The 24,932-nt window shown below is 67.9% G+C and carries 24 protein-coding genes; 17 read left to right on the top strand and 7 right to left on the bottom strand.

What is annotated here, in order from left to right; all coding sequences use genetic code 11:
* Nucleotides 1–49: 49 nt before the first annotated feature.
* The 5 genes from J5T34_RS10570 to J5T34_RS10550 form a co-directional block, all read right to left on the bottom strand.
* Nucleotides 50–328 (bottom strand): hypothetical protein, encoded by a 279-nt coding sequence (locus J5T34_RS10570; RefSeq protein ID WP_174107506.1) that lies wholly within the window; start codon nt 326–328, stop codon nt 50–52.
* A gap of 175 nt (nt 329–503) precedes the next feature.
* Nucleotides 504–1,796 carry a molybdopterin molybdotransferase MoeA gene (moeA, locus tag J5T34_RS10565; RefSeq protein WP_208579701.1) on the bottom strand — a complete coding sequence of 431 codons (1,293 nt, stop codon included), beginning with the start codon at nt 1,794–1,796 and terminating at the stop codon, nt 504–506.
* Nucleotides 1,797–1,896: 100 nt separating this feature from the next.
* Nucleotides 1,897–2,496 carry a molybdenum cofactor guanylyltransferase MobA gene (gene mobA, locus J5T34_RS10560; RefSeq protein ID WP_208579700.1) on the bottom strand — a complete coding sequence of 200 codons (600 nt, stop codon included), beginning with the start codon at nt 2,494–2,496 and terminating at the stop codon, nt 1,897–1,899.
* 68 nt (nt 2,497–2,564) lie between these two features.
* Nucleotides 2,565–3,689 (bottom strand): GTP 3',8-cyclase MoaA, encoded by a 1,125-nt coding sequence (gene moaA, locus J5T34_RS10555; protein ID WP_208579699.1) that lies wholly within the window; start codon nt 3,687–3,689, stop codon nt 2,565–2,567.
* A 173-nt stretch (nt 3,690–3,862) separates the two neighbouring features.
* Nucleotides 3,863–7,123 (bottom strand): Rne/Rng family ribonuclease, encoded by a 3,261-nt coding sequence (locus tag J5T34_RS10550; protein WP_208579698.1) that lies wholly within the window; start codon nt 7,121–7,123, stop codon nt 3,863–3,865.
* Between the two features lie 840 nt (nt 7,124–7,963).
* Between J5T34_RS10550 and J5T34_RS10545 the strand changes: the two genes are divergently transcribed.
* The 4 genes from J5T34_RS10545 (at nt 7,964) to J5T34_RS10530 (ending at nt 11,453) form a co-directional block, all read left to right on the top strand.
* Entirely contained in the window at nt 7,964–8,986 is a 1,023-nt protein-coding gene (locus tag J5T34_RS10545) for an RluA family pseudouridine synthase (protein WP_208579697.1), read from the top strand.
* Between the two features lie 54 nt (nt 8,987–9,040).
* On the top strand, nt 9,041–9,700 hold the full coding sequence (locus J5T34_RS10540; RefSeq protein WP_208579696.1) for an HAD-IA family hydrolase: 660 nt from the start codon (nt 9,041–9,043) through the stop codon (nt 9,698–9,700).
* On the top strand, nt 9,693–10,142 hold the full coding sequence (locus J5T34_RS10535) for a Rieske (2Fe-2S) protein (protein ID WP_208579695.1): 450 nt from the start codon (nt 9,693–9,695) through the stop codon (nt 10,140–10,142). Before J5T34_RS10540 ends, J5T34_RS10535 begins: the two co-directional genes overlap by 8 nt.
* A gap of 111 nt (nt 10,143–10,253) precedes the next feature.
* A complete protein-coding gene (locus J5T34_RS10530; RefSeq protein ID WP_208579694.1) occupies nt 10,254–11,453 on the top strand; it encodes a S49 family peptidase in 1,200 nt (399 codons plus the stop codon).
* 59 nt (nt 11,454–11,512) lie between these two features.
* On the opposite strand, the gene J5T34_RS10525 is transcribed toward J5T34_RS10530, so the two are convergent.
* Together J5T34_RS10525 and J5T34_RS10520 are read right to left on the bottom strand one after the other, a co-directional pair.
* Nucleotides 11,513–12,244, bottom strand: a complete 732-nt coding sequence (locus J5T34_RS10525; RefSeq protein ID WP_208579693.1) for an SAM-dependent methyltransferase — start codon at nt 12,242–12,244, stop codon at nt 11,513–11,515.
* 46 nt (nt 12,245–12,290) lie between these two features.
* Nucleotides 12,291–12,926: a Maf-like protein gene (locus J5T34_RS10520; RefSeq protein ID WP_208579692.1), complete on the bottom strand. Its 636-nt coding sequence runs from the start codon at nt 12,924–12,926 to the stop codon at nt 12,291–12,293.
* A 252-nt stretch (nt 12,927–13,178) separates the two neighbouring features.
* Between J5T34_RS10520 and J5T34_RS10515 the strand changes: the two genes are divergently transcribed.
* The 13 genes from J5T34_RS10515 to J5T34_RS10455 all read left to right on the top strand — a co-directional run bounded on the left by J5T34_RS10515 (nt 13,179) and on the right by J5T34_RS10455 (nt 24,930).
* Nucleotides 13,179–13,775 (top strand): DUF177 domain-containing protein, encoded by a 597-nt coding sequence (locus J5T34_RS10515; protein ID WP_208579691.1) that lies wholly within the window; start codon nt 13,179–13,181, stop codon nt 13,773–13,775.
* Nucleotides 13,776–13,907: 132 nt separating this feature from the next.
* Nucleotides 13,908–14,087, top strand: a complete 180-nt coding sequence (rpmF, locus tag J5T34_RS10510) for a 50S ribosomal protein L32 (RefSeq protein WP_006577657.1) — start codon at nt 13,908–13,910, stop codon at nt 14,085–14,087.
* A 174-nt stretch (nt 14,088–14,261) separates the two neighbouring features.
* Entirely contained in the window at nt 14,262–15,341 is a 1,080-nt protein-coding gene (gene plsX / locus J5T34_RS10505) for a phosphate acyltransferase PlsX (RefSeq protein WP_208579690.1), read from the top strand.
* Nucleotides 15,342–15,473: 132 nt separating this feature from the next.
* Nucleotides 15,474–16,454, top strand: a complete 981-nt coding sequence (locus tag J5T34_RS10500) for a beta-ketoacyl-ACP synthase III (RefSeq protein ID WP_208579689.1) — start codon at nt 15,474–15,476, stop codon at nt 16,452–16,454.
* 104 nt (nt 16,455–16,558) lie between these two features.
* Complete coding sequence (fabD, locus tag J5T34_RS10495; RefSeq protein WP_208579688.1) at nt 16,559–17,491, top strand: ACP S-malonyltransferase; 933 nt, start codon at nt 16,559–16,561, stop codon at nt 17,489–17,491.
* 37 nt (nt 17,492–17,528) lie between these two features.
* A complete protein-coding gene (gene fabG / locus J5T34_RS10490) occupies nt 17,529–18,278 on the top strand; it encodes a 3-oxoacyl-ACP reductase FabG (RefSeq protein ID WP_174108853.1) in 750 nt (249 codons plus the stop codon).
* 138 nt (nt 18,279–18,416) lie between these two features.
* A complete protein-coding gene (gene acpP, locus J5T34_RS10485; protein ID WP_006577662.1) occupies nt 18,417–18,656 on the top strand; it encodes an acyl carrier protein in 240 nt (79 codons plus the stop codon).
* A 297-nt stretch (nt 18,657–18,953) separates the two neighbouring features.
* Nucleotides 18,954–20,186, top strand: a complete 1,233-nt coding sequence (gene fabF, locus J5T34_RS10480; protein ID WP_174108854.1) for a beta-ketoacyl-ACP synthase II — start codon at nt 18,954–18,956, stop codon at nt 20,184–20,186.
* A complete protein-coding gene (locus tag J5T34_RS10475; protein WP_208579687.1) occupies nt 20,179–20,682 on the top strand; it encodes a hypothetical protein in 504 nt (167 codons plus the stop codon). The genes fabF and J5T34_RS10475 overlap by 8 nt, the downstream gene beginning before the upstream one ends.
* 186 nt (nt 20,683–20,868) lie before the next feature.
* Nucleotides 20,869–21,468, top strand: a complete 600-nt coding sequence (gene rpoE, locus J5T34_RS10470; protein WP_006578764.1) for an RNA polymerase sigma factor RpoE — start codon at nt 20,869–20,871, stop codon at nt 21,466–21,468.
* A gap of 108 nt (nt 21,469–21,576) precedes the next feature.
* Nucleotides 21,577–22,215: a sigma-E factor negative regulatory protein gene (locus J5T34_RS10465; protein WP_208579686.1), complete on the top strand. Its 639-nt coding sequence runs from the start codon at nt 21,577–21,579 to the stop codon at nt 22,213–22,215.
* 8 nt (nt 22,216–22,223) lie between these two features.
* Nucleotides 22,224–23,297 (top strand): MucB/RseB C-terminal domain-containing protein, encoded by a 1,074-nt coding sequence (locus J5T34_RS10460; protein ID WP_174108857.1) that lies wholly within the window; start codon nt 22,224–22,226, stop codon nt 23,295–23,297.
* 145 nt (nt 23,298–23,442) lie between these two features.
* A complete protein-coding gene (locus J5T34_RS10455; protein ID WP_244258816.1) occupies nt 23,443–24,930 on the top strand; it encodes a DegQ family serine endoprotease in 1,488 nt (495 codons plus the stop codon).
* Nucleotides 24,931–24,932 lie beyond the last annotated feature (2 nt).

Here is a 24,932-nt window from a genome sequence, read left to right as displayed (position 1 = left end):
CATCCGTCTGGATGCGCTTTTTGTTGGGAGAGAGCCGGGCTGCGAAGCCTTATTGCCCCTCGTGCGGCAGATTGCGGATCGTCACCTCGATGCCGCCGAAACGGGCTGCCACCCAGTTGTACGCCTTGCAGGCCAGCCACAGCAGGCCGAAACCGACCAGCGCGTTCAGAATCAGCGCGGTGAACACCGTGATGCCGGGCAGATCGCCATAGCGGACAAAGGCCACGAACAACCCCATCGACACGATCGGCACCGAGAAGCACAGATAGACCAGAACGAGCGCGCGTGCGGTCTTGACGGGGTGGAGGTAAGCGATCTCCTGATTCATGACAGCGTGGCAGTGGGGAAGAGTTGGGGTGCGGCAAGTGTAGCGAATGGGTGGCGTGGCGCATAGCCTCGCCCCGCCGGGGCGGCCAAAAGCGGTCGCCGGCACGGTTTCGATACGCAAAAAAACGACAGTGGGAGCGGCGGTGCTGGCGCTGGCAGGGGCCAGCAGCGGGGCGTTACAGCAGGCCCTCGAACAGCATGACCTCGACCGGATCGCCGGCCGCCACGCTGCCCTGCTCGTGTCCCAGCACGATGAAGCAGTTGGCCTCGCTCATCGACCGCAGTACGCCGGAGCCCTGTTGGCCGGTGATACGTACCTCCCACTGGCCGTCGGCGCCGCGCGCCAGGATGCCGCGCTGGTATTCGGTGCGGCCCGGCTTCTTGCGGATCGCCTGCGCGCTGCGCACGCGCATCAGCGGCGGCGGCGCGATGTCCGCGCCCATCATCCGGTGCAGCGCCGCGCGGACGAAGTGGTAGAAGGTCACCATCACCGCGACCGGATTGCCCGGCAGGCCGAACAGCAGCGCCTGCCGGCCGTTCGAGGCGATGCGGCCGAAGGCCATCGGCCGGCCGGGGCGCATCGCGATCTTCCAGAAGGTCACGTCGCCGAGCTCGGCCATGATCTGCTTGGTGTAGTCGGCCTCGCCGACCGACACGCCGCCCGAGGTGATCACCGCATCGGCGTTCTCGCAGGCGCTGCGCAGCGCGGCTTCCAGCGCGGCGGGGTCGTCGCGCACCACGCCCATGTCGATCAGCTCGACATGCAGACGGCGCAGCATGCCGTGCAGCGTGTAGCGGTTCGAATCGTAGACGCAGCCCGCGTCGAGCGGCTCGCCGATCGAACGCAGCTCGTCGCCGGTCGAGAAGAACGCCACGCGCAGGCGACGCCGTACCTTGACCTCGGCGATGCCGAGCGAGGCCAGCAGGCCGAGGTCGGCCGGCTGCAGCACGCGCCCCCGGTTGAGAGCGGGTTTGCCGCGCGCCAGATCCTCGCCGCGCAGGCGGCGGTTGTCGCCGGCGCGCACCGCATCGGCGGCAAAGCGCACGGCCTCGCCGGACGCGTCGGATGCCGGCTGGGTGAACTCCTGGGGAATCACGGTATCGCAGCCGGCCGGCATCACGGCGCCGGTCATGATCCGTACCGCTTCGCCGGCCTTCGGCGTCAGCCCGTGCGCCTCGCCGGCCAGCGCGGTGCCGATGACGCGCAGCGTCACCTCGTCGCCGGCCGTCTGCAGTGCGGCGCTGGCGAAGGCAAAGCCGTCCATGGCCGAGTTGTCGTGCGCCGGCACGTCGATCGGCGACACCACGTCCTCGGCCAGCACGCGATCGAGCGCGCCGCGGATCGCAACCTGCTCGATGCCGCTGACCGGTTCGATCACCTCGGCGATGATCCGGTTTGCCTGCGCCACCGGCAGCGCGCTGGGATCGTAGTCGGACAGGCAGGAGATCACGGATTGCAGGGACGGCATGGCTTGTCGAGGTCGGGTTTGGGGTCGGTTTGGGATGCGGGTTCGGGTCGGTGCAGTTTGTCTGCCGGTATCGGACGCGGCCGCGGCCACAGCGAAAGAATCAGCGCGCCTCGAAGGTGCGCAGTTCGTCCAGCGTATTGATGTTGGCGAACGGGGCGGCATCGTCGAACGGCACTTCGGCCAGGCGATGCTGCGAGGCCCAGGCCTCGATCTTGCGGCCCCCGCCGTTGAGGAAAGCGACCAGGCTGTCCAGCGCGGTATGCGGCATCAGCAGGAATACCGGCTGGGTCTGGCGCCGGCCCTGTTCGTCGACGGTGACCGGCATCGCCATCTCGGCGCCTTCGCGCTCGATCGCCTGCGCCAGCCGCGCCACCAGATCGGTCGGCAGGAACGGGGAATCGCACGGCGCGGTGACCATCCAGCGCGTCTGGCACTGTTCCAGGCCGGCGAGCATGCCGGCCAGCGGACCGGCGAAGTCGGGCACCGAGTCGGTGACCACCGGCACGCCGAACGATTCGTAGGCGGCCAGATTGCGGTTGGCGTTGATCAGCAACGCACCGGTCTGCGGCGCCAGCCGCATCATCGTGTGCATCGCCATCGGTGCGCCGCGCAGCGACTGCAGGCCCTTGTCGGTGCCGCCCATGCGGCTGCCGCGTCCGCCGGCCAGGATCAGGCCGGTAATGTCATCGCGTTCGATCATCGCGGGTGCAGGAAGAAAAAGGGGTGAAGCGGTGAAGCGTTGAAGGGATCGGAGGCAAGGCGGCGCGCCTAGCCTCCGATATAGGACATCTCGATCTTGTGCGCCGCGCGGGCCGCGCGAACCTGCGCGTCGCCGCGCTGCTCCGAATAGTTGTCGGTGCGCTCGCGCCAGATGCCGGCGATCGCGTTGGCGATCTCGAGGTCGCTGTGCTGGCCGCGCAGCAGGGCGCGCAGATCGTAGCCCTCGGTGGCGAACAGGCACAGATAGAGCCGGCCCTCGGTCGACAGCCGGATCCGGCTGCAATCGCCGCAGAAGGCATGTGTGACGCTGGAAATCACGCCGATCTCGCCGGCGCCGTCGCGATAGCGCCAGCGCTGCGCGGTCTCGCCGCTGTAGTTGGCGGCGATCGGCTCGAGCGGAAATTCGGCATCGATGCGCGCCACCACTTCGTCCGACGGCAGCACCTCGTCCATGCGCCAATGGTTGCTGGCGCCGACGTCCATGAATTCGATATAGCGCACGATGATGCCGCTGCCGCGGAAATGGCGCGCCATCGGCACGATCTCGGCGTCGTTGGTGCCGCGCTTGACCACCATATTGACCTTCAGCGGCGCCAGGCCGACAGCCTGCGCGGTCTCGATGCCCTTGAGCACGTCGGCCACGGCAAAGTCGACGTCGTTCATGCGGCGGAAGGTGGCGTCGTCGATCGCATCGAGGCTGACGGAGACCCGCGTCAGCCCGGCATCGCGCAGCGCGCGCGCCTTGCGGGCCAGCAGCGAGGCATTGGTGGTCAGCGTCAGGTCCAGCGGCTTGCCGGCGGGCGTCTCGATGCGCGCCAGCATCTCGACCAGCTTCTCGATGTTCTTGCGCAGCAGCGGCTCGCCGCCGGTCAGCCGGATCTTCTCGACGCCGTGCGCGACGAACAGGCGCGCGACGCGTTCGATCTCCTCGAAGCTGAGCAGCTCCGAATGCGGCAGGAAGGTGTAGTCCTTGTCGAACACCTCCTTCGGCATGCAGTAGACGCAGCGGAAATTGCAGCGGTCGGTCACCGAGATGCGCAGATCGTGCAGCGGCCGTCCGCGGCGGTCGGCCAGCAGGCCGGTCGGCGTTTCCAGTTGCGCGGGGATCGCGGGCTTCATCGAGTGATACCGATGCTCGCGCAGATCGAAGATGGGAATGACGGATTCGGTCATGTCGTGATAGGTCGCCGCCAGCCCGGCGCCGTTCTGCCGCCATTCTAGCCGAGCTTGCGTCGCGGGGCCGGCGGGGCAGGCGGTGGGGCGCTGGCGGCAAGAAAAAAGGGGACGGCGTTGCCGTCCCCTTTCGTTGCGTCATGGCGCCGGTTGTGACGCCTGTCCGTCGCGCCTTATTGCTGCGCGGCGGACTGCTGCGCGTCCATGGTGACCTCGCGGCCTCCGGTCTCGACCAGCACCATCGGACCCTGCGGCAGCGGCGGCAGCGGCTTGCGCTCGCGCGGCACACGCGGGGCCGGCACGAGGCTGGCCGCGGCTTCCTGGGCCGCGCGGTACTTGGCAGTGTCGGTGTGCACCCACTGCAGACCGGCCGCGTTCAGCATCGGCTCGAGCGCTTCGGTCGACAGCGGGGCGGCTGCGGCTGCCGGGGCGGCCACGGGCGACGCGGCCGGCGCGGGCGCAGCTTGCGCCTGCTGCGGGGCCGGCTTGGCGACCACTTGCTCGGCCGGCTGCTGGACCGGCTGCTGGACCGGTTGCTGGACCGGTTGCTGGACCGGTTCGCGGACGGGCTCGGCGGCTGCGGCCGGGGCCGTTTCCTCGGTGACTTCGGTCGTCACATCGGCCGTCGCTTCCGCGGCGGCTTGCGCAGGCACTGGCTCGGCGGCTGCCGTGGCCGGTGCTTGCGGCGCCGGGGCGGTCGGGTCGACGGCTTCGGCCGGCGATACCTGGGTCGCGGCGGAGCTGCCCGGCGCCAGTTCGGCGGCGATCACCGGAGCGGGGGCCGGCTCGGCCGGCAGGGCCTGGGTCGGCATCGCCTCGGTCGGCGCGACGCCGGCGGTTTCCGCTTCCGCGGCGGCAACCGCAGCGACCGGCACCGGCGTCACGTCGGCGGCTTCGCTGGCCTCGGCCAGGGCCTGGCCAGTGGCCGGCATGGCGTTGTCGGCCAGCGCCTCGACGCCTTCGGCCTCGGCGCCCTCGGACGTTTCGGTGACGGCGCCTTCCTCGCGTTCGCGGCGATAGCGGTTGCGGCCGCGGCGATTGCGGCGGCGGCGCTCTTCGCCTTCGCCGTTTTCAGCGGTGTCCGCGGTTTCAGGCAGGTCGGCGCGGACGGCGCCGGCCTCGTCGGTCAGCGCGGCGACGGGCACCGGCTGGGTCGGCACACCGGCTTCCACGTCGGCCAGATCGGCGTCGGCGGCGCGGGTCTCGCTGCGCTCGCGTTGCCGCTCGCGCTGGCGCTCACGGCGTTCCTGATTGCGCTCGCGACGGTTCTCGCTGCGCTCGGTGCGCTCGCCACGGTCCGCTTGCCCGGCTTCCGGCTGGCGGGCCTCGGCCTGCACCAGTTGCGCTTCCGGCTGGCGGGGCTGGCGTTGCGCACGTTCGGTACGCTCGCCGCGTTCGGTGCGATCGGTGCGTTCAGCCCGTTCCGCACGGTCCGTACGTTCGCCGCGTTCGGCGCGCTCGCCACGATCGGCACGCTGACCGCGGCCGGCCTGACGCTCGCCACGTTCGGCGCGCTCGCCGCGCTCCGCACGGTCACCACGCTCGGCACGGTCGCCGCGCTGGCCTCGATCGCCACGCTGGCCGCGCTCGCGCCGGCCGCCCTCGGCACCATTGGCGCCGGTGCGGCCTTCCGCCGCGGCGGGCTTGGCCGGTTGCACCGGGGCCGGTGCCGGACGGGCGCCGAACAGGCCCTTGAGCCAGGCGATGAAGCCGCCGCTGCCGATCGGCTGCGTGGCCGCGGCGGGGGCCGCCGGCTTGGCCGCCGGGGCTTCCTGGCGCGGAGCGCGCTCGGGGCGCGGCACCGAAACGGGGGCGGGCTGCTCGGGGGTGATGCCCTTGACCGCCGCTTCCTGGCGCGGCTTGGCGTCTTCCTTCTTGCGGCTGCTGTAGCTGGTGTCCGCCTCCAGTTCCTTGGCGGCGGCCTCGGCCATGCGGTAGCTGGCGGTGCTCTCTTCCAGGCGCGGATCGTCGTGGCGCAGGCGTTCGAGCTTGTAGTGCGGCGTTTCCAGATGCTTGTTCGGGATCAGCAGCACGTTGACCTTGAAGCGCAGCTCGATCAGGTTGATGTCCTGACGCTTCTCGTTGAGCAGGAAGGCGGCGACCTCGACCGGAACCTGGCAGTGGATCGCGGCGGTGTTTTCCTTCATCGCCTCTTCCTGGATGATGCGCAGCACCTGCAGGGCGGACGATTCGGTATCGCGGATATGGCCGGTACCGTTGCAGCGCGGGCAGGTGATATGCGAGCCCTCGGACAGCGACGGACGCAGGCGCTGCCGCGACAGCTCCATCAGGCCGAAGCGGCTGATCTTGCCCATCTGCACACGCGCGCGGTCATGGCGCAGCGCGTCCTTCAGGCGCGTCTCGACGTCCTTCTGCGCCTTGTTCGACTCCATGTCGATGAAGTCGATGACGATCAGGCCGCCCAGGTCGCGCAGGCGCAGCTGGCGGGCGATCTCGTCGGCCGCTTCCAGGTTGGTGCGCAGCGCGGTTTCCTCGATGTCGGCGCCCTTGGTGGCGCGCGCCGAGTTGACGTCGACCGAGACCAGCGCCTCGGTGTGGTCGATCACGATGGCGCCGCCGGAGGGCAGCATCACCATGCGGGAATAGGCCGATTCGATCTGGTGTTCGATCTGGAAACGCGAGAAGAGGGGCACGTCGTCCCGATACTTCTTCACGCGGTTCATGTTGTCGGGCATCACCACGCTCATGAAGGCGCGGGCCTGCTCGTAGATGTCGTCGGTGTCGATCAGGATCTCGCCGATGTCCGGCTGGAAGTAATCGCGGATCGCGCGGATGACCAGGCTCGATTCGAGATAGATCAGCAGCGGCGCCTTGTTGTCCCCGGCGGCGCCGTCGATGGCCTTCCACAGCTGCAGCAGGTAGTTCAGGTCCCACTGCAGTTCTTCGGCCGAGCGGCCGATGCCGGCGGTGCGGGCGATGATGCTCATGCCGTCGGGCACGGCCAGCTGACCCATGGTCTCGCGCAGTTCCTGGCGGTCCTCGCCCTCGATCCGGCGCGACACGCCGCCGCCGCGCGGGTTGTTCGGCATCAGCACCAGGTAGCGGCCGGCCAGCGAGATGAAGGTGGTCAGCGCCGCGCCCTTGTTGCCGCGCTCTTCCTTCTCGACCTGGACGATCAGTTCCTGACCTTCGTGCAGCGCGTCCTGGATGCGCGCGTTGCGCACGTCGACGCCTTCCTTGAAATAGGCCCGGGCCACTTCCTTGAACGGCAGGAAGCCGTGGCGCTCTTCGCCGTAATTGACGAAACACGCTTCGAGCGACGGCTCGATGCGGGTGATCACGCCCTTGTAGATATTGCCCTTGCGCTGCTCGCGCCCGGCGGTTTCGATGTCGATGTCGATCAGTTTCTGACCGTCGACGATGGCGACGCGCAATTCCTCCTGCTGCGTCGCATTGAACAGCATGCGTTTCATCGCAAACCCTCGTTCCAATGCCGCGGCCGGCACCGGTGGTGCCGCGCGGCGTTTCAAATGCACGCGAGGAAGCGAGAGGTGGCGTGAGAATTGCCGAAGGCGCCGGGGCGAATGCAAGCCGCCGGCTGGGCACGGGTGAAAGAGAGAGACGTCGGCGGCGCGCTGCGCGGGGTTCGGACCGCCATGCCTGCCATGCACGCGCTGCGCGCAGGGTCAGACGGCGATTTCGGACGGAGGCCGGGGTGCGGGGAGGGCAGCGACGACAGGATGCCGCTTGCGCTTCGGGTCGCACCGGGGCCGGCCACGAACGGCCAGGACGCGTCAAAGAGCAAGGTTGTCGGACGCGGCGGCATGCCACCACGACCTGAGCGACCGACAAGGCAGGCGCACCTGCTGCTTGTTGGAGTTCTGCGACCGGGCGCCGCGATTGTCACCATGTCGTCGATCAGGCGAGGGGCCAGGCAACCGGCCGGCACCGATTTCCGGTGCGGCGGGACTTTCTCTCACCGAAGCGAATGCCGTATCGGCATCCGCCATCAAATTCTGTTCTACCTGAACACTCTGCTCCCACGTGACCGAGTCCGCGCCGAACCCGCCTTTGGGCGGTTTCCTGCGCGCAGTCGGCACCGTGCGTGCTGCTTGTTACGTTATTGACTGCTATCTGGCTGCCAGCGGGGCTGTCGGCCGGTACCGCCATTTGCCCGTCCGGCGCCTGCGGGTTACGCGATGGCGGGGGACTGAGCCGGGCCGGCGGTGACCCGAAGTGTAAAATGCGACAATTCGCTTACACCGCTTGCGCTGCCGGCTATGGCCGGGGTAGCGCGGAAATTATATTTGAAAATGAATGAGTTACGCCATCGAATTGAAAAAGAGGTGCGATCCGGCACGGATGCGCCCCAGGTGGCGTATGTGACCATCGGGGAAGACGCCGACGGTCAGCGCATCGACAACTACCTGCTGCGCGTCGCCAAGGGCGTGCCCAAAAGCCACGTCTACCGCATCCTGCGGTCCGGCGAAGTGCGGGTCAACAAGGGCCGGGTCGACGCAACCTACCGATTGAAGCTCGGCGATGTTGTGCGTATTCCGCCACTTCGGGTGGCGGCAACGGCCGCCGCGGACACCTACGTGCCGGCGGCCTCGTTCCCGGTGCTGTTCGAGGATGCCCACCTGCTGGTGATCGACAAGCCGGCCGGCGTGGCCGTGCACGGCGGCTCCGGCGTCGCCTTCGGCGTGATCGAACAGCTGCGCCAGGCCCGGCCGGAGGCGCGCTTTCTGGAACTGGTGCACCGGCTCGACCGCGAAACCTCGGGCATCCTGCTGCTGGCCAAGAAACGCGCCGCGCTGGTTCATCTGCACCAGCAGATCCGCGACAACGCGATGGACAAGCGCTATTTCGCCTGCGTCGCCGGCGAATTCGGCCACAACCGGCAGCACGCCCGCTTCCCGCTGTTCAAGTACACGACGGCGGACGGCGAACGCCGCGTGCGCGTGCAGGCCGACGGTCAGCCCTCGCACACGGTCTTCAACCGCGTCGCGTCGTTCCCCGGCTACACGCTGCTGGAGGCCGAACTCAAGACCGGCCGCACGCACCAGATCCGCGTGCACCTGGCGCAGTTGGGCTTGCCGATCGTCGGCGACGACAAGTACGGCGACTTCTCGCTGAACAAGGCGCTGGCGCGCGCCGGCGCAAAGCCCGGTTTGAAGCGGATGTTCCTGCACGCGCACCGGCTGACGTTCGTGCATCCAGGCACCGGCCAGCCCCTGACGCTCAGCGCGCCGCTGCCGGAAGAGTGCGAGGCCTTCCTGCGCCAGCTCAAGCAGATGGGGCAGGCAGGCGGGGCGTCCGCATCCCATTCCCTGTAGCCGGATGACACCGTCGTCCCGCCAGACAGCCCCATTTTTCGACCGAGAACCCCCATGGCCCGGCAACGCTTCGACCTGATCGTCTTCGACTGGGATGGAACCCTGATGGATTCCACCCCGACCATCGCCAAATGCATCCAGCTGGCCAGCCGCGATCTGGGGCTGCCGGTGCCCGACGAGGACGCCGCCCGCCACGTGATCGGCCTCGGGCTGAAGGACGCGCTCGAATATGCGATTCCGACGCTGGACCCGGTCGACTATCCGCGGCTGGCCGAGCGCTACCGCTACCACTTCCTGACCCGCGATGCCGAGCTGGTGCTGTTCGAGGGCGTGCGCGAGATGCTGGAGGCGCTGCGCGAGCAGCACTATTTCCTCGGCGTCGCCACCGGCAAGACCCGTGTCGGACTGCAGCGGGCGCTGGCGGCCACCGGCCTGACGGCGCTGTTCGACGCCACCCGCTGCGCCGACGAGACGTTTTCCAAGCCGCATCCGGCGATGCTGCACGAACTGACGCGCGAGCTTGGCCAGGAGATGGGGCGTACCGTGATGATCGGCGACACCACCCACGACCTGCAGATGGCGGTCAACGCCGGCGCGCATGGCATCGGGGTCTGCTATGGCGCCCATCCGGCCGACTCGCTGCGGGCGATGACGCCGCTGCACTGCGCCAGCTCGATCGCCGACCTGCACGACTGGCTGCATACCCATGGCTGATTCCGGCCCCGGACCTGCTCCCGATACGACGGCGGGCGCCGCTGCCTTGCCGGACGGCGCCCGCCGACTGTGCGCGGCCGACGATCTGGTCGAGGGCGGCGTCGGCGTGCGCTTCACGGTGGGGATCGGCGGCCGGGAGATCGGCGCCTTCGTGGTCCGCTACGAGGGCGCGGTCCATGGCTATCTGAACCAGTGCGCCCATGTGCCGATGGAACTCGACTGGCAGGAAGGGCACTTTTTCGAGTCGTCGGGCCTATACTTGATGTGCGCAACACATGGCGCGGTCTATCAGCCCGACAGCGGACTGTGCGTCGGCGGACCGTGCCGCGGCGCCTCGCTCGCCAAGCTGTGCGTCGAGGAGCGCGACGGCGCCGTCTACTGGGTACCGGAATCGCCGTACGACGATCCGCCCTCGCCACCGTCGCCGTCTGCCGCATCGTGAGCCGCGGACGCCGCGACCGCGCATGAGCCACGTTTTCACCGGGAAACCATCGGGGCCGCCCCCGCAACGTCCGCAACGTCTGCGCAGCGGTGCCCGTTCGAGAGTATTTGCATGACAGACCAGAACAAACCGCCGGCGAACCCGAACGAGCCCGATAACGAGGCGGGCCGTGGGGGTCGTCAGGATCGTCGGGATCGTCAGGACGAGCGCGGGTACGAGGACAGGCTCGAGGACAGCGGGCGGCTCGAAACCGCGCGCCACGCCGACTACCCGCTGGAAGCCGAGGTCCGCGATGCGGAGGCGGCCGCGCGCCGCGAGTCGGTCGAGCGCAAGGCGCGGCTCAAGGGAGAGTCGGCCGGGCCGGTCAAGACCGGCGCCGGCTGGGAGCGCGACGTGCTGGAACGGGTGCTGATGGCAACCTTGCGCGAACAACGCGCGGCGCGCCGCTGGAAGATCTTCTTCCGCCTGGCCGGCTTTGCGCTGGTTGCGCTGGTGCTGTTCTCGCTGTTCGACTTCAAGCCCGATGGCGCCATCACCAGCGGCCGGCATACCGCGATGGTTACGCTGGAGGGCGAGATCGCTGCCGGCACGCCGGCCAGCGCCGAGTCGATCAACGCCTCGCTGCAGGCCGCCTTCGCCGATGCCAACGCGGCCGGCGTGATTCTGAAGATCAACTCCCCGGGCGGTTCGCCGGTGCAGGCCGGCATCATCAACGACGAGATCCAGCGGCTGCGCGCGCTGCATCCGTCCAAGCCGCTGTACGTCGTGGTCGAGGAAATCTGCGCCTCGGGCGGCTACTACGTCGCGGCCGCGGCCGACAAGATCTATGTCGACAAGGCCAGCATCGTCGGTTCGATCGGCGTGCTGATGGACGGCTTCGGCTTCACCGGGCTGATGGACAAGCTGGGCGTCGAGCGCAGGCTGTACACGTCCGGCGCCAACAAGGGCATGCTCGACCCGTTCTCGCCGGAATCGCCGCAGCAGAAGGCCTTTGCCGAGCAGATGCTGCGCCAGATCCACGAGCAGTTCATCGCGGTGGTCAAGGAAGGGCGCGGCAACCGCCTGAAGGACGATCCCACGTTGTTCTCGGGCCTGTTCTGGTCGGGCGAGCGCAGCATCGAGCTGGGGCTGGCCGACGGCCTGGGCAGCGCCGAATCGGTGGCGCGCGACGTGCTCAAGGCCGAGAACATCGTCGATTACACGGTCAAGGAGAACATCGCCGAGCGCGTGGCCAAGCGCTTCGGCGCCGCGGTGGGTACCGCGGCGGCCAAGACGCTGATGTGGAGCTCGCGGCTGCAGTCGCTGTACTGACCGCCGGAACGGCAGACCGCGGCGTCGACTGACTGCATTGCCGCCGATCCGCGCGGCGCTCAGGCCGCCAGGATCGAAAAGATCGCCGGCCGCTTGTGCAGTTCCAGCCGGCCCGGCTGCCAGGCCGACAGCGGCTGCGTGACGATGGTCTCGGTGGGCAAGGTCAAGTCCACCGCGATCGACAGCAGCGTGGTGCCCGCGCAGCTCGCCTTCAGCGCGGCCAGCAGCGCGTCGTTGCGATACGGCGTCTCGATCCAGACCTGGGTTTGCCGGTGCTTGCGCGACCATTGCTCCAGTTCGCGCAAACGCTGCGTGCGCTCGGCCGGATCGACCGGCAGATAGCCGTTGAAGGCAAAGCTCTGGCCGTTCAGTCCCGACCCCATCACCGCCAGCAGGATCGAACTGGGCCCGACCAGCGGCCGCACGCGCACGCCGCGCGCATGAGCCAGCCGCACCAGGTTCGCGCCCGGGTCGGCCACCGCCGGCACGCCCGCCTCCGACAGCAGCCCGGCGTCGCGGCCGGCCAGCACCGGCGCCAGCAGTTCCGCCAGCGCGGCGTCCGGCGTATTGACGTTCAGCTCGCGGATCTCGATCTGCTGGATCGGCCGCGCCAGCGGGCAAGTCTCTGCCAGCTTCTTCAGATAGGCGCGCGCGGTCTTGGCGTTTTCGGCGACCAGGTAGTCCAGGCGCGCGGCAATCTGCTGCACGTCGGCCGGAATCACGGCGGGCAGCGGATCGGCCTCGTCGCGTTTGCCCAGCGTGTTGGGGATCAGGTATAGCGTGCCGCTCATGGGCGGATTTCCTCGACAGCGGAAAGGGGAAGGGCCCCGGGGATTCTCAGGCGGTGAAGAACGGATAGCCGACGCGGCGCAGCATGCTGGTTAGCGCGATCAGCGGCAGGCCGACCAGCGCGGTCGGGTCGTCGGACTCGACGCGCGACAGCAGCGCGATCCCGAGCCCCTCCGACTTGGCGCTGCCGGCGACGTCATAGGGCCGCTCCAGCCGCAGATAGGCCTCCAGCTCGCTGTCGTCCAGCTCGCGGAAGGTCGCCTCGGTGCGTACATCCTCCAGCTGCACCTCGCCGCTGCGGCCGTCCAGCAGGCACAGCGCCGAATGGAACGTCACGGTGCGGCCGCGCATCCAGCGCAATTGCGCCAATGCCTGTTCGTGGGAACCGGGCTTGCCGACCTGGGCGCCATCGAGCGTGGCGACCTGATCGGAGCCGATCACCAGCGCGCCGGGGTGGCGGGCCGCGATCGCTTCCGCCTTGCGGCGCGACAGGCGCAGCGCGGTGGCCTCGGGCGCCTCGCCCGGCAGCGGCGTCTCGTCGATGTCGGGCACGTCGATCTCGAACGGAATGCGCAGGCGCTCCAGCAGCTCGCGGCGATAGCGCGAGCTGGAGCCGAGAATCAGTCTGGGCAGCGCGGCGGGCGCCGCCGGGGCCGGCACAGCGGGGGTTGCAGCGGAAGACATATAAGTGATTGAAGCGAAAGAGGAATGCGCAGCAGCGAAAGCGCTTGCGGCTTTGACTGCGGCGGAAAAATCAACGTATAATCACGCGTTTTACCGCGCAGGCATCTGCCGCGTGGTGTCCTGCAGGTATCCGGTGCGGCGCGGTTCGTCCCCTTGTGCGGCGGCCTCGTCACACAGCGGCCACTGCGGCGGCAGGACCAGAGCTTTCAAGCAGCATTGCCAGCGCCCTCCGGTACCGGCGCACTCAGCGACATGACTCAGCCCATCGACTTGCAAGCGTTCGATCTCTTCGAGTTCTGCCGGTCCTCGGGCTCGGCGGCCGGCGAGATCGCGGCGCGTGAATTGCCGCGCATCATAGCCGAGACCTCCGCCGAAGCGCCAGCATCGGCCCCGGACGAAGTGTTCGGCTACACCATGAGCGGTTCCGTTCGCGACGAAGCGGCCGAGCCCGGCAAGCCGGCGCGCCGGCGCCTGTTCCTCGATCTGGCGGTGCAGGGCAGCATGTGGCTGAACTGTCAGCGTTGCCTGGCGGTCTACGCCGAGCCGATCTCGACGGCGACGCGGTTCGAGGTGGTGGCCAGCGAAGCCGAGGCCGACGCCGCGCCGATGGACGACGACGAGATCGATGTCATCGCCGGTTCGCGCCGCTTCGATCTGCTGGCGCTGATCGAGGACGAGATCCTGCTGTCGCTGCCGGTGGCGCCGAAGCACGAGGTCTGCCCCGCGGTGCACGAGAGTCTGGTTACCGGAGCCGACGGCAGCGTCGAGCCGGAACCCGAGGACGAGCAGCAAGAAGAAAAGCGGCCGTCGCCCTTTGCGGCGCTGGCCAGTCTGAAGACGAAGCACTGACGCTGGGACCTGTCCGCAGCGGCGCGCTTCCGCAGTAAAAACGTCGTACCCCGAATCAGCATCCGGCCGGGCCCGGCTACGCCTCGTGCGGGATGCGTGTGTTAATATCCGCAAATTCTCCAAGGAGTCATCATGGCAGTTCAACAGAACAAGAAGTCGCCGTCCAAGCGCGGCATGCATCGTTCGCACGATCACCTGTCCGTCGCGCCGCTGGCAGTCGAGCCGACCACGGGTGAGACGCACCTGCGTCACCACGTCAGCCCGAACGGCTACTACCGTGGCCGCAAGGTCGTCAAGACCAAGAACGACTGAAGCATTCGCTCGGCGTGACGCTGCGTCCCGCACGCGCTTGCAGGTAGAAGACATACAAAGAAGCGGCAAACTCCTTGCCGCTTTTTTGTTGGGTGCGGCAAGCGCGGACGCTGGCGTCGCTTTCCCTGCGAGGCTGCCGCAGCGCGGCTTCGACGCCTCGCGCATCAGCAAACAATGACGATCAAACTCGCTATCGACTGCATGGGCGGCGATCACGGCGTATCCGTGACGGTGCCGGCGGCGATCAGTTTTCTTGCCGCCCACGAGGATGCCGAGATGGTGCTCGTGGGGCTGCCGGATGCCATCGAGCCGCAGCTCAGGAAGCTGCACGCGCTGAACCATCCGCGCGTGACCGTGGTGGCCGCCACCGAAGTGATCACGATGGACGACCCGGTCGAGGTCGCGCTGCGCAAGAAGAAGGATTCGTCGATGCGCGTCGCGGTGACCCAGGTCAAGGAAGGCCGTGCCGACGCCTGCATTTCGGCCGGCAATACCGGCGCGCTGATGGCGGTATCGCGCTATGTGCTCAAGACCCTCGAGGGCATCGAGCGCCCGGCCATCGCCACCACGATCCCGAACGAGCAGGGCTGGGGCACCACGGTGCTGGACCTCGGCGCCAATGCCGACTGCGAACCCGAACATCTGCTGCAATTTGCCCGCATGGCCGAGGCCATGGTCGCGGTGGTCGATCACAAGGAACACCCGACGGTCGGCCTGCTGAACATCGGCGAGGAAGTGATCAAGGGCAACGAGGTGGTCAAGCGCGCCGGCGAGCTGCTGCGCGCCTCGGAGCTGAACTTCTACGGCAACGTCGAGGGCAACGACATCTTCAAGGGCACCACCGATATCGTCGTCTGCGACGGCTTCGTCGGCAACGTGGCGCTCAAGAGCACCGAGGGCCTGGCCAAGATGATCGGCAGCATGATCAAGGAGGAATTCACCCGCTCCTGGTTCACCAAGCTGCTGGCCGGCATCGCAATGCCGGTGCTGACGCGGCTGGCGCGGCGGCTCGATCCGGCCCGCTACAACGGCGCCTCGCTGCTCGGGCTGCGCGGCCTGGTGATCAAGAGCCACGGTTCGGCCGATGCCCACTCTTTTGAGTGGGCTATCAAACGCGGGTATGATGCGGCCAGGAATGGCGTCATCGCCCGTATCACGCAGGCGTTCGCCAACAAGACGAGCACCGCGGGCACCGCATCCGCGGGCCAGGAGACGGACCCGCCGGACGCGGGTCGCAGCGCACACGCCGCATGATCCTGCCCTGCATCACTCAGGCAGCGGCGACGCCGGTGCCCCTGGTCCCACGCCCCGCGCGCCAGCACCGGCCAGGCCGGCATGCCGCCGCGCCGGGTTCGCGCTGAGTCCGGCAATACGATCCGACACCACATGACAAGCTACGCAAAAATCATCGGCACGGGGAGCTACCTGCCTCCGCGGCGCGTCACCAATCACGAGCTCGCGGCGCAGCTGGCCGAGAAGGGCATCGAGACCAGCGACGAGTGGATCGTCTCGCGCAGCGGCATCTCGGCGCGCCATTGGGCCGCGCCCGATGTCACCAGCAGCGATCTGGCGGTCAAGGCCGCCGAACGCGCGCTGGAAGCGGCCGGCATCGATCGCCAGCAGATCGACCTGATCATCGTCGCCACCTCCACGCCCGACTACGTGTTCCCGAGCACCGCCTGCCTGGTGCAGCAGAAGCTCGGCATCACCAACCATTGCGCGGCGTTCGACCTGCAGGCCGTCTGCTCGGGCTTCGCCTATGCGCTGGCCACCGCCGACAAGTTCATCCGCAGCGGCTCGCATCGCAACGTGCTGCTGATCGGCGCCGAAGTGTTCTCGCGCATTCTCGACTTCAACGATCGCACCACCTGCGTGCTGTTCGGCGACGGTGCGGGCGCGGTGGTGCTGACCGCGTCGGACGAGCCGGGCGTGATGGCCTCGGCGATGCACGCCGACGGCAACCACGTCGATATCCTGTGCGTGCCGGGCAATGTGGCGGCCGGCAATATCACCGGCAATCCCTTCCTGCACATGGATGGACAGGCGGTGTTCAAGCTCGCCGTCAGCGTGCTGGACAAGGTCGCGCGCGAAACGCTGGCCGCGGCCGATTTCCCGGCCGAGAAGCTGGACTGGCTGATTCCGCACCAGGCCAATATCCGCATCATGCAGGGCACCGCGAAGAAGCTGGGCCTGCCGCTCGAGCGGATGATCGCGACCGTGCACGAGCACGGCAACACCTCGGCTGCGTCGATCCCGCTGGCGCTCGACGTGGCGGTGCGCGACGGGCGCATCCGCCCGGGCCACCACGTGCTGATGGAAGGCGTTGGCGGCGGTTTCACCTGGGGCGCGGTGCTGCTGCGCATGTAATTCGCAGGCCGGTGCCGGGCATCGGGTGGGCGCAGCAGAATGCGCGCGCGGCACGATGCGCGATCGCGCACCGGCGACTCAATTTTCAAACCGATCGGAATCCGATGAAATTCTCATTCGTCTTCCCCGGCCAAGGCTCGCAGTCGGTCGGAATGCTCAATGCCTTCGCCGACAACCCGGTGGTGCGCGCGACGCTGCAGGAAGCGTCCGACGCGCTTGGCCAGGATCTCGCGCGCCTGATCGCCGAAGGCCCGGCCGAAGAGCTGAACCTGACCACCAACACCCAGCCGGTGATGCTGACCGCCGCGGTGGCGATCTACCGCGCTTGGCTCGAGGCCGGCGGACCGGCGCCGGCGCTGGTGGCCGGCCATAGCCTGGGCGAGTATTCGGCGCTGGTCGCCGCCGGCGTGATTCCCTTTGCCGACGCGGTGCCGCTGGTGCGCTTCCGCGCGCAGGCGATGCAGGAAGCGGTGCCGGTGGGCGAGGGCGCCATGGCCGCGATCCTCGGCCTGTCCGACGACGACGTGCGCGCCGCCTGTGCCGAAGCCTCGGCCGCCGGCGTGGTCGAAGCGGTCAACTTCAACGCCCCGGCGCAGGTGGTGATCGCCGGCGCCAAGGCCGCCGTGGAAAAGGCCTGCGAAATCGCCAAGGCCAAGGGCGCCAAGCGCGCGCTGCCGCTGCCGGTGTCGGCGCCGTTCCATTCCTCGCTGCTCAAGCCCGCCTCGGACCGCCTGCGCGAGCGCATGGCCGGCCTGACCTTTTCGGCGCCGTCGATCCCGCTGATCAACAACGTCGACGTGGCGATCGTCGACGATCCCGAGGCGATCAAGGACGCGCTGGTGCGCCAGGCCGCAGCGCCGGTGCGCTGGGTCGAGTCCGTGCAGAAGATGGCTGCCGACGGCGTCACGCATGTGTTCGAATGCGGTCCGGGCAAGGTGCTGGCCGGCCTGACCAAACGCATCGACGGCAATCTGGTCGGCGGCGCGATCGTCGATCCGGCCTCGCTGCAGGAAACGCTGGCGCTGGTGCGCGGCTGATCCGCGCAAGGCCAGGCGAACAAGGAGAAATAACGGGATGAGCAAGACCCTGGACAATCAGGTCGCGCTGGTGACGGGCGCCTCGCGTGGCATTGGCCGCGCGATCGCGCTGGAACTGGCCCGGCAGGGCGCACTGGTGATCGGCACGGCCACCAGCGAGAAGGGGGCCGCCGCGATCGGCGAATATCTGGCCGCCGAGCAGCTCAAGGGCGCGGGCGCGGTGCTGGACGTCAACGACCCGGCGCGCTGCGAGGCGCTGATCGACGAGATCGTCAAGAATCACGGCGGCATCCATATCCTGGTCAACAATGCCGGCATCACGCAGGACCAACTGGCGATGCGGATGAAGGACGAGGACTGGAGCGCGGTGATCGACACCAATCTGACGGCGGTCTTCCGCCTGTCGCGCGGTGTGCTGCGGCCGATGATGAAGGCCCGCGGCGGACGCATCATCAACATCACCTCGGTGGTCGGTTCGACCGGCAACCCGGGCCAGATGAACTATGCTGCGGCCAAGGCGGGCGTCGAAGGCATGACGCGCGCGCTGGCGCGCGAAATCGGCAGCCGCAACATCACCGTCAATTGCGTCGCCCCGGGCTTTATCGATACCGATATGACCAAGGTGCTGTCGGAAGAGCAGCATGCCGCGCTCAAGACCCAGATTCCGCTCGGCAGGCTCGGTCAGCCGGAGGACATCGCCAACGCGGTGGCCTTCCTGGCCGGTCCGCAGGCGGCTTATGTGACCGGCACCACGCTGCATGTCAACGGTGGCATGTATATGAACTGAGGGGGCGCGACGCCTTGGCGTCACCCCCTTTTTTAGAAGAACGGGCGCATTTCTTGCGAAAGACTGCGGACGGCATTTTCACGGGCCAAACCTGCTAAAATGCGCCCACTTTTTTGTCGAACTTCCCTGGAGGGCTAAATGGACAATATCGAACAACGCGTCAAGAAGATCGTGGCAGAGCAACTCGGCGTCGCCGAAGCCGACATCAAGAACGAATCCTCGTTCGTGAACGACCTCGGCGCCGACTCGCTCGACACGGTCGAACTCGTGATGGCGTTGGAAGATGAATTCGGCATGGAAATTCCCGATGAGGAAGCCGAGAAGATCACGACCGTGCAGCAGGCCATCGACTACGCGTCGGCGCACGTCAAGGCGTAAGCCTGTCGGATCCGGATTCCGGGCCACAGAAAACGGGCAGAGGGGTCGCCAGATCCCGTTGTGCCGTTTTCTGTGGCTTTCGTTTGTTCGAGCAAGCGGAGTTGTGATGGAGCCCAAGCCGGCTCCATCGTCGGCCATCGTGCCGTCAGGCTGCCGGCCGGTCTTCGGGCCGTCGGTCTGGCCGGCATGCTGGCCGGTGCGCCGGCGTGCCGGCGCGGCGGAATCGCCATGGCGCCGTCCCGGCGCCCCGGCCGACCGCCCGTTCCGCCTTGCCTCACCCACCCGTAGGAAATCATAGTGAGCCGTCGTCGCGTCGTCGTCACCGGGCTCGGCCTTGTGTCTCCGGTCGGAAACACGGTTGCCGAAGGCTGGGCCAATCTGGTTGCCGGCAAGTCCGGCATTGCCACCATCACCAAATTCGATCACTCCGCGCTGGCCGTGCACTTCGCCGGCGAGGTGAAGGGCTTCAATGTCGAGGACTACATCCCGGCCAAGGAAGCCCGCCATATGGATACCTTCATCCACTATGGCATCGCGGCCGGCACCCAGGCCCTGCGCGACAGCGGCCTGGAAGTGACCGAGGCCAACGCCGATCGCATCGGCGTGCTGGTCGGCTCGGGCATCGGCGGCCTGCCCATGATCGAGGATACGCACGCGGAGCTGACCAATCGCGGTCCCCGCCGGATTTCGCCGTTCTTCGTGCCGGGTTCGATCATCAACATGATCTCCGGCCACCTGTCGATCAACCACAACCTGAAGGGCCCGAACCTGGCCGCCGTGACCGCCTGCACCACCGGGCTGCACAGCATCGGCCTGGCCGCGCGCCTGATCGAGGCGGGCGACGCCGACGCGATGCTCGCCGGCGGTGCGGAATCGACCGTGTCGCCGCTGGGCATCGGCGGTTTCGCCGCGGCGCGGGCGCTGTCGACCCGCAACGACGATCCGGCGGCCGCCTCGCGTCCGTGGGATATCGACCGCGACGGCTTCGTGCTGGGCGAAGGCGCCGGCGTGATGATGCTCGAGGAGTACGAGTCGGCCAAGGCGCGCGGCGCGAAGATCTACGCCGAGCTGGCCGGCTTCGGCATGAGCGGCGACGCGTTCCACATGACGGCGCCCAGCACCGACGGTCCGCGCCGGTGCATGATCAATGCGCTGAAGAATGCCGGCGTCAATCCGGACGAGGTCCAGTACCTGAACGCGCACGGCACCTCGACGCCGCTGGGCGACAAGAACGAGTCCGAGGCGATCAAGCTGGCCTTCGGCGAGCACGCGTACAAGATCGCGGTGAACTCCACCAAGTCGATGACCGGCCATCTGCTGGGCGGCGCCGGCGGCCTGGAGTCGGTCTTCACGGTGCTGGCGCTGCATCACCAGGTCGCGCCGCCGACGATCAACATCTTCAATCAGGACCCCGAGTGCGATCTCGATTACGTGCCGAACACCGCGCGTGAAATGAAGATCGACGTGGCCGTCAAGAACAACTTCGGCTTCGGCGGTACCAACGGCACGCTCGTCTTCCGTCGTGCCTGAAGCCGGCGCCCGCCGGCCGCTCCCTAGCTTCCTGTCCCCGGGACGTCATCCGCAGCGTTGGCTGCTGACGGCGTTCCTGGGCTGCGAGCTTGCCGCGCTGCTGTGGTTGCTGTGGCGGGCCGGGCAAGGGTGGGCCGCGGGCGAAAGGGCGCCGCTGTGGTGGGCGGCCCTGGCGGTCGCGGCCACGCTGTGGGGCGGGCGCGCCTGGCAAGGTGCCTGGCGGGCGGCGGCATGCCGCCTGGTCGGCATCGCGACGGGCGATGCGAAGACGGAAATCGTCGTGGCGGTGCCGAAGGGCGGCCACGTGCGTGCCCGTGTGGCGGCGTGCTGGCAGCTGGGCGGCCTCGCCACGGTGCTGCGGCTGACGCCCGCGCAGGATGGGGACGGCGCCGTGCCGGGCGTGCTGGTCATCGTTGGCTGTTGCATTGCCGGCGAGCGGGACAAGGCGGACGGTGCGCCGCAGCGGGCGATACTGCGCGCGCTGCATGCGTCCTGAGCATCGCTTTGAATACAATCGGACGGCCCAACCGGTGCCGCTTAATGCATACTGACGCCCTGTGGCATTCGCCCCGGCTGTCAATACGCTTTTCGTTCCGCGGCGGTCTCGCGGGGTGCGGCGTAGGTAAAATACAACGTTTGTTTTGACAGCGATACCAAGAGATACACTGCAGGTGAACTATTCGTGAGCGAACGCGAAGCCGACCAGCTCCTTGTTGAACGCGTCCAGCAGGGCGACAAGCGGGCCTTTGAACTGCTGGTGGCCAAATACCACCGCAAGATCATCCGGTTGATCTCGCGTCTGGTCAGGGACCCCGCCGAAGTCGAGGATGTGGCGCAAGATGCCTTTATCAAGGCATATCGCGCCTTGCCCCAATTCCGCGGGGAATCGGCGTTCTACACCTGGTTGTACCGGATCGCTGTCAATACGGCCAAAAACTATCTGGCCACGCAAGGCAGGCGTCCCGAGGCGTCCAGCGATATCGATGCGGAAGAGGCTGAAACTTTTGCGGATGGTGAGCAACTAAGGGATATCAATACGCCGGAGTCGATGCTCCATACGCGCCAGGTGGCAGACACCGTCAACCGCGCGATGGAGGCCCTGCCGGAGGAATTGCGAACCGCCATCACGCTGCGCGAGATCGAAGGCCTCAGCTACGAGGAAATCGCCGAAGCGATGGGGTGTCCGATCGGTACGGTCAGATCGCGCATTTTCCGGGCACGCGAAGCGATTGCGGAAAAACTACGCCCGCTGCTGGGAACGGCAGAGGGCAAGCGGTGGTAGAAGTCAAAAATATGTCGTGCGGCCAGCGTTGCAGCCTGCTCCTGCATCGAGAAGCGACAGTATTGTGACGGGATTGTTCGGTGTTCGATGGTTATCGAGGGGTTGGAAATGGGTCAGGCTCACAGGCAATCGGTTCATGCGCCCGAGGCAGCGGAGCAGATTTCCGCATTGATCGACGGCGAACTGGCGCCGCATGAATTCGAGGCCGTGCTGGCGCTCGCCAAGAGCGAGCCGGGCCAGGAGCAATGGTCGGTATTCCAGTTGATCGGCGACACGCTGCGCTCCGAGGACCTGGCCCATGCCGGGTCGACCGCGGCCTTCGTGTCCCGCTTCGCCAGCCGTCTTGAAGACGAACCGCACCTGCTGGCGCCCGCCGCGCTGGCCGATGCGCCGGTACGCCGCCATCGGCTGCTGCTGCGCCCGTCGTGGGTGCGCCGCGTGATGCCGGGCACCGCGATCGCGGCCGCCGTCGCGGCGGTCAGCTGGGTAGTGGTGCCGCAAATGCGCGATGCCGATCCGGCCGCGCCCGGCGCCATCGTCGCCAGCACCAGTGAAGGCGTTCCCGCGGCCCCGAAGGCCACCGGCGTGCTGACGGTTGCCGCCGATGCCGGCCAGATGATTCGCGATCCGCGCCTGGATGAGTACCTGCGGGCTCACCGGGTGTCCGTGACGACCAATGCCATGGTGCCGACCATGCGCAACGTCGCCAATAGTGCAAGCTTCTCTCAGGACAACACGCAGGAATAATGCCGGACATGCAAAAAGGATGGGCGCCCGCCCAAGCAGCGGGCGCACAAGGAATAAGGGCCCTGAGGAGGTCCTTTTTTCTCGCCTTGTGCCTGACGGCCGCGGTGGCGACGGCGCAAACGCCCGAACCCACGCTGGCGCGCCGCGATGCCGCGGCCTGGCTTGGCAAGATTCACCGCGCCGCGCAGCGCGAAAACTACGTCGGTACTCTGATCTACCAGCGTGGCAGCGTCATGCATGCCTCGCGCATCCAGCATTTCAGCGATCTGGTGCACAACGAGTACGAGCGCCTCGAGACGCTCGACGGCAAGCCGCGCGAGGTACTGCGCCAGAACGACATCGTCCATAGCCTGATCCCGGAAGCCAAGCTGGTGGTGGTCGAACGCCAGGACGCCAAGGACCGCTTCCCGGCGCTGCTGGCGACCAACAAGAGCGATGTGCTCGATCTCTACGAGATGCGGCGGCTGTCGCCCGAGCGCGTGGCAGGCATGGAATGCGAAGTCTTCTCGCTGGTGCCGCACGACGGCGCCCGCTATGCGGTCCGCCTCTGGGCCGAGAAGCACTCGGGCCTGCTGATGCGCGCACAGACCATCGGCGAGGGCGGCAAGGTGCTCGAGCAGGTCGCGTTCTCGCAGATCGAGATCGGCGTGCCATCGGAGAAACAGAAGATCCTCGGCGCGATCAAGAGCGCCGGCAATTGGCAGCGCTATGAGATCAACTACCAGCCGGCCAATATCGCCGAAGAGGGCTGGCTGATCACGGTGCCGGTCAAGGGCTTCCAGAAGATCCGCGAGGTGCGCCGCCCGCTGGGCGATCTGCGCAGCGCGCAAGGCAGCGGCCGCGAGCAGGTGTTCGAGGTGCTGCAGGTGGTCTATAGCGATGGCCTGACCGGGCTGTCCGTCTTCATCGAACCGGTATCGGATCAGCGGGTACGCCGCGAGGGCGTTGCCTCGCTCGGCGCGACCCAGGTGGTGGTGCGCAAGGTCGCCGATTTCTGGATCACCGTCGTCGGCGAGGTGCCGGCGGCCACGGTCAAGCAGTTCGCGGCCGCGGTGGAATACCGCGCGCCCAAGCCGCGCTGAGCCGGGATGCGGCGCGCGCCGGCGCGCCGGCCTGCACACGCCGGGCATTCTCCGGATATTCCGTGGACACCCTCCGGGCTGGCCCTGACTGGACCGGACGCCCCGGCTTGCTTACCCTGTTACGCTGAACTCGCGGGAGTCGACCATGTCGTCAAACTATTACGCCGTGGCCAGGACCATGGCATTGGCCGCCGTGCTGGCGGCGGGTCCCATGCTGGCCACGCCGGTCCATGCGCAGGCCACCGCTTCCAATTACAGCCTGCCCGACTTCACCGACCTGGTCGAGCGCGTCAGCCCCGCCGTGGTCAACATCCGCACCACCGAGCGCGTGCGTTCGCGCGGCATGACGCCCGAGGACGAGGAGATGGCCGAGTTTTTCCGGCGCTTCTTCGGCATCCCGATGCCGGGCACGCCCGCGCCGCCCGGGTCGTCGCCGCGCCGCGGCCAGCCGCCGCAGGGCGAAGAACAGAGCCGCGGGGTCGGCTCGGGCTTCATCATCAGCCAGGACGGCTACGTGATGACCAACGCCCACGTGGTCGCCGATGCCGAAACCATCTACGTCACGCTGCCCGACAAGCGCGAATTCAAGGCCAGGCTGATCGGTACCGACCGGCGCACCGACGTCGCGCTGCTGAAGGTCGATGCCAACGGCCTGCCGCGCCTGCAGATGGGCGATTCGAACAAGATCCGCGTCGGCGAATGGGTGCTCGCGATCGGCTCGCCGTTCGGCCTGGACAATAGCGTGACCGCCGGCATCGTTTCGGCCAAGGGGCGCGACACCGGCGACTATCTGCCGTTCATCCAGACCGACGTGGCGGTCAACCCCGGCAACTCGGGCGGACCGCTGATCAATCTGCGCGGCGAGGTGGTCGGCATCAATTCGCAGATCTACAGCCGCAGCGGCGGCTATATGGGCATCTCGTTCGCGATCCCGATCGACGAGGCGCTGCGCGTCAGCGAGCAGCTGAAGGCGACCGGCAAGGTCACGCGCGGCCGCATCGCGGTGGCGATCGGCGATGTCACCAAGGAAGTCGCCGATTCGCTGGGCCTGGGCCGGGCGCGCGGCGCGCTGGTCGGCAGCATCGAGCCGGGCGGTCCCGCCGAGAAGGCCGGCATCGAGCCCGGCGACATCATCCTGAAGTTCAACGGCCGCGATATCGAGCGCGCCTCGGACCTGCCGCGCCTGGTCGGCGAGACCAAGCCGGGCACGCGTGTGCCGATGCAGCTGTGGCGCAAGGGCGGGACGCGCGAGGTCACCATCACCGTGGCAGAGCTGGAGCCGGATGCCAAGCCGCGTCCGCGCGCCGGCACCACGCCGGGCGACGACGGTGCGGCCGGTGCCAAGCCCAATGCGCTGGGGCTGGTGGTCGGCGACCTGTCCGAGGTCCGGCTGCGCGAGCTGAAGATCAAGTCGGGGGTCGAGGTCCAGGCCGCTGAAGGGGTTGCGGCGCGCGCCGGCATCCGTCCGGGCGACGTGATCCTGCGCCTGGGCGACACCGATGTGACCAGCGCCCGTCAGTTCAACGAGCTGGTGCGCGGCCTGGACAAGAGCCGGATGGCGGCGATCTTCGTGCGCCGCGGCGACGCCACCCAGGTGCTGACGCTGCGGCCCAACGGCGGCGCAGCGCGCTGACC

The sequence above is a fragment of the Cupriavidus gilardii genome (assembly GCF_017598945.1).
In the GTDB taxonomy this organism is placed as follows: Bacteria; Pseudomonadota; Gammaproteobacteria; order Burkholderiales; family Burkholderiaceae; genus Cupriavidus; species Cupriavidus gilardii_E.
Note: the sequence above shows the minus strand (reverse complement) of the source record. Positions and strands in the feature narration are given on the sequence as shown.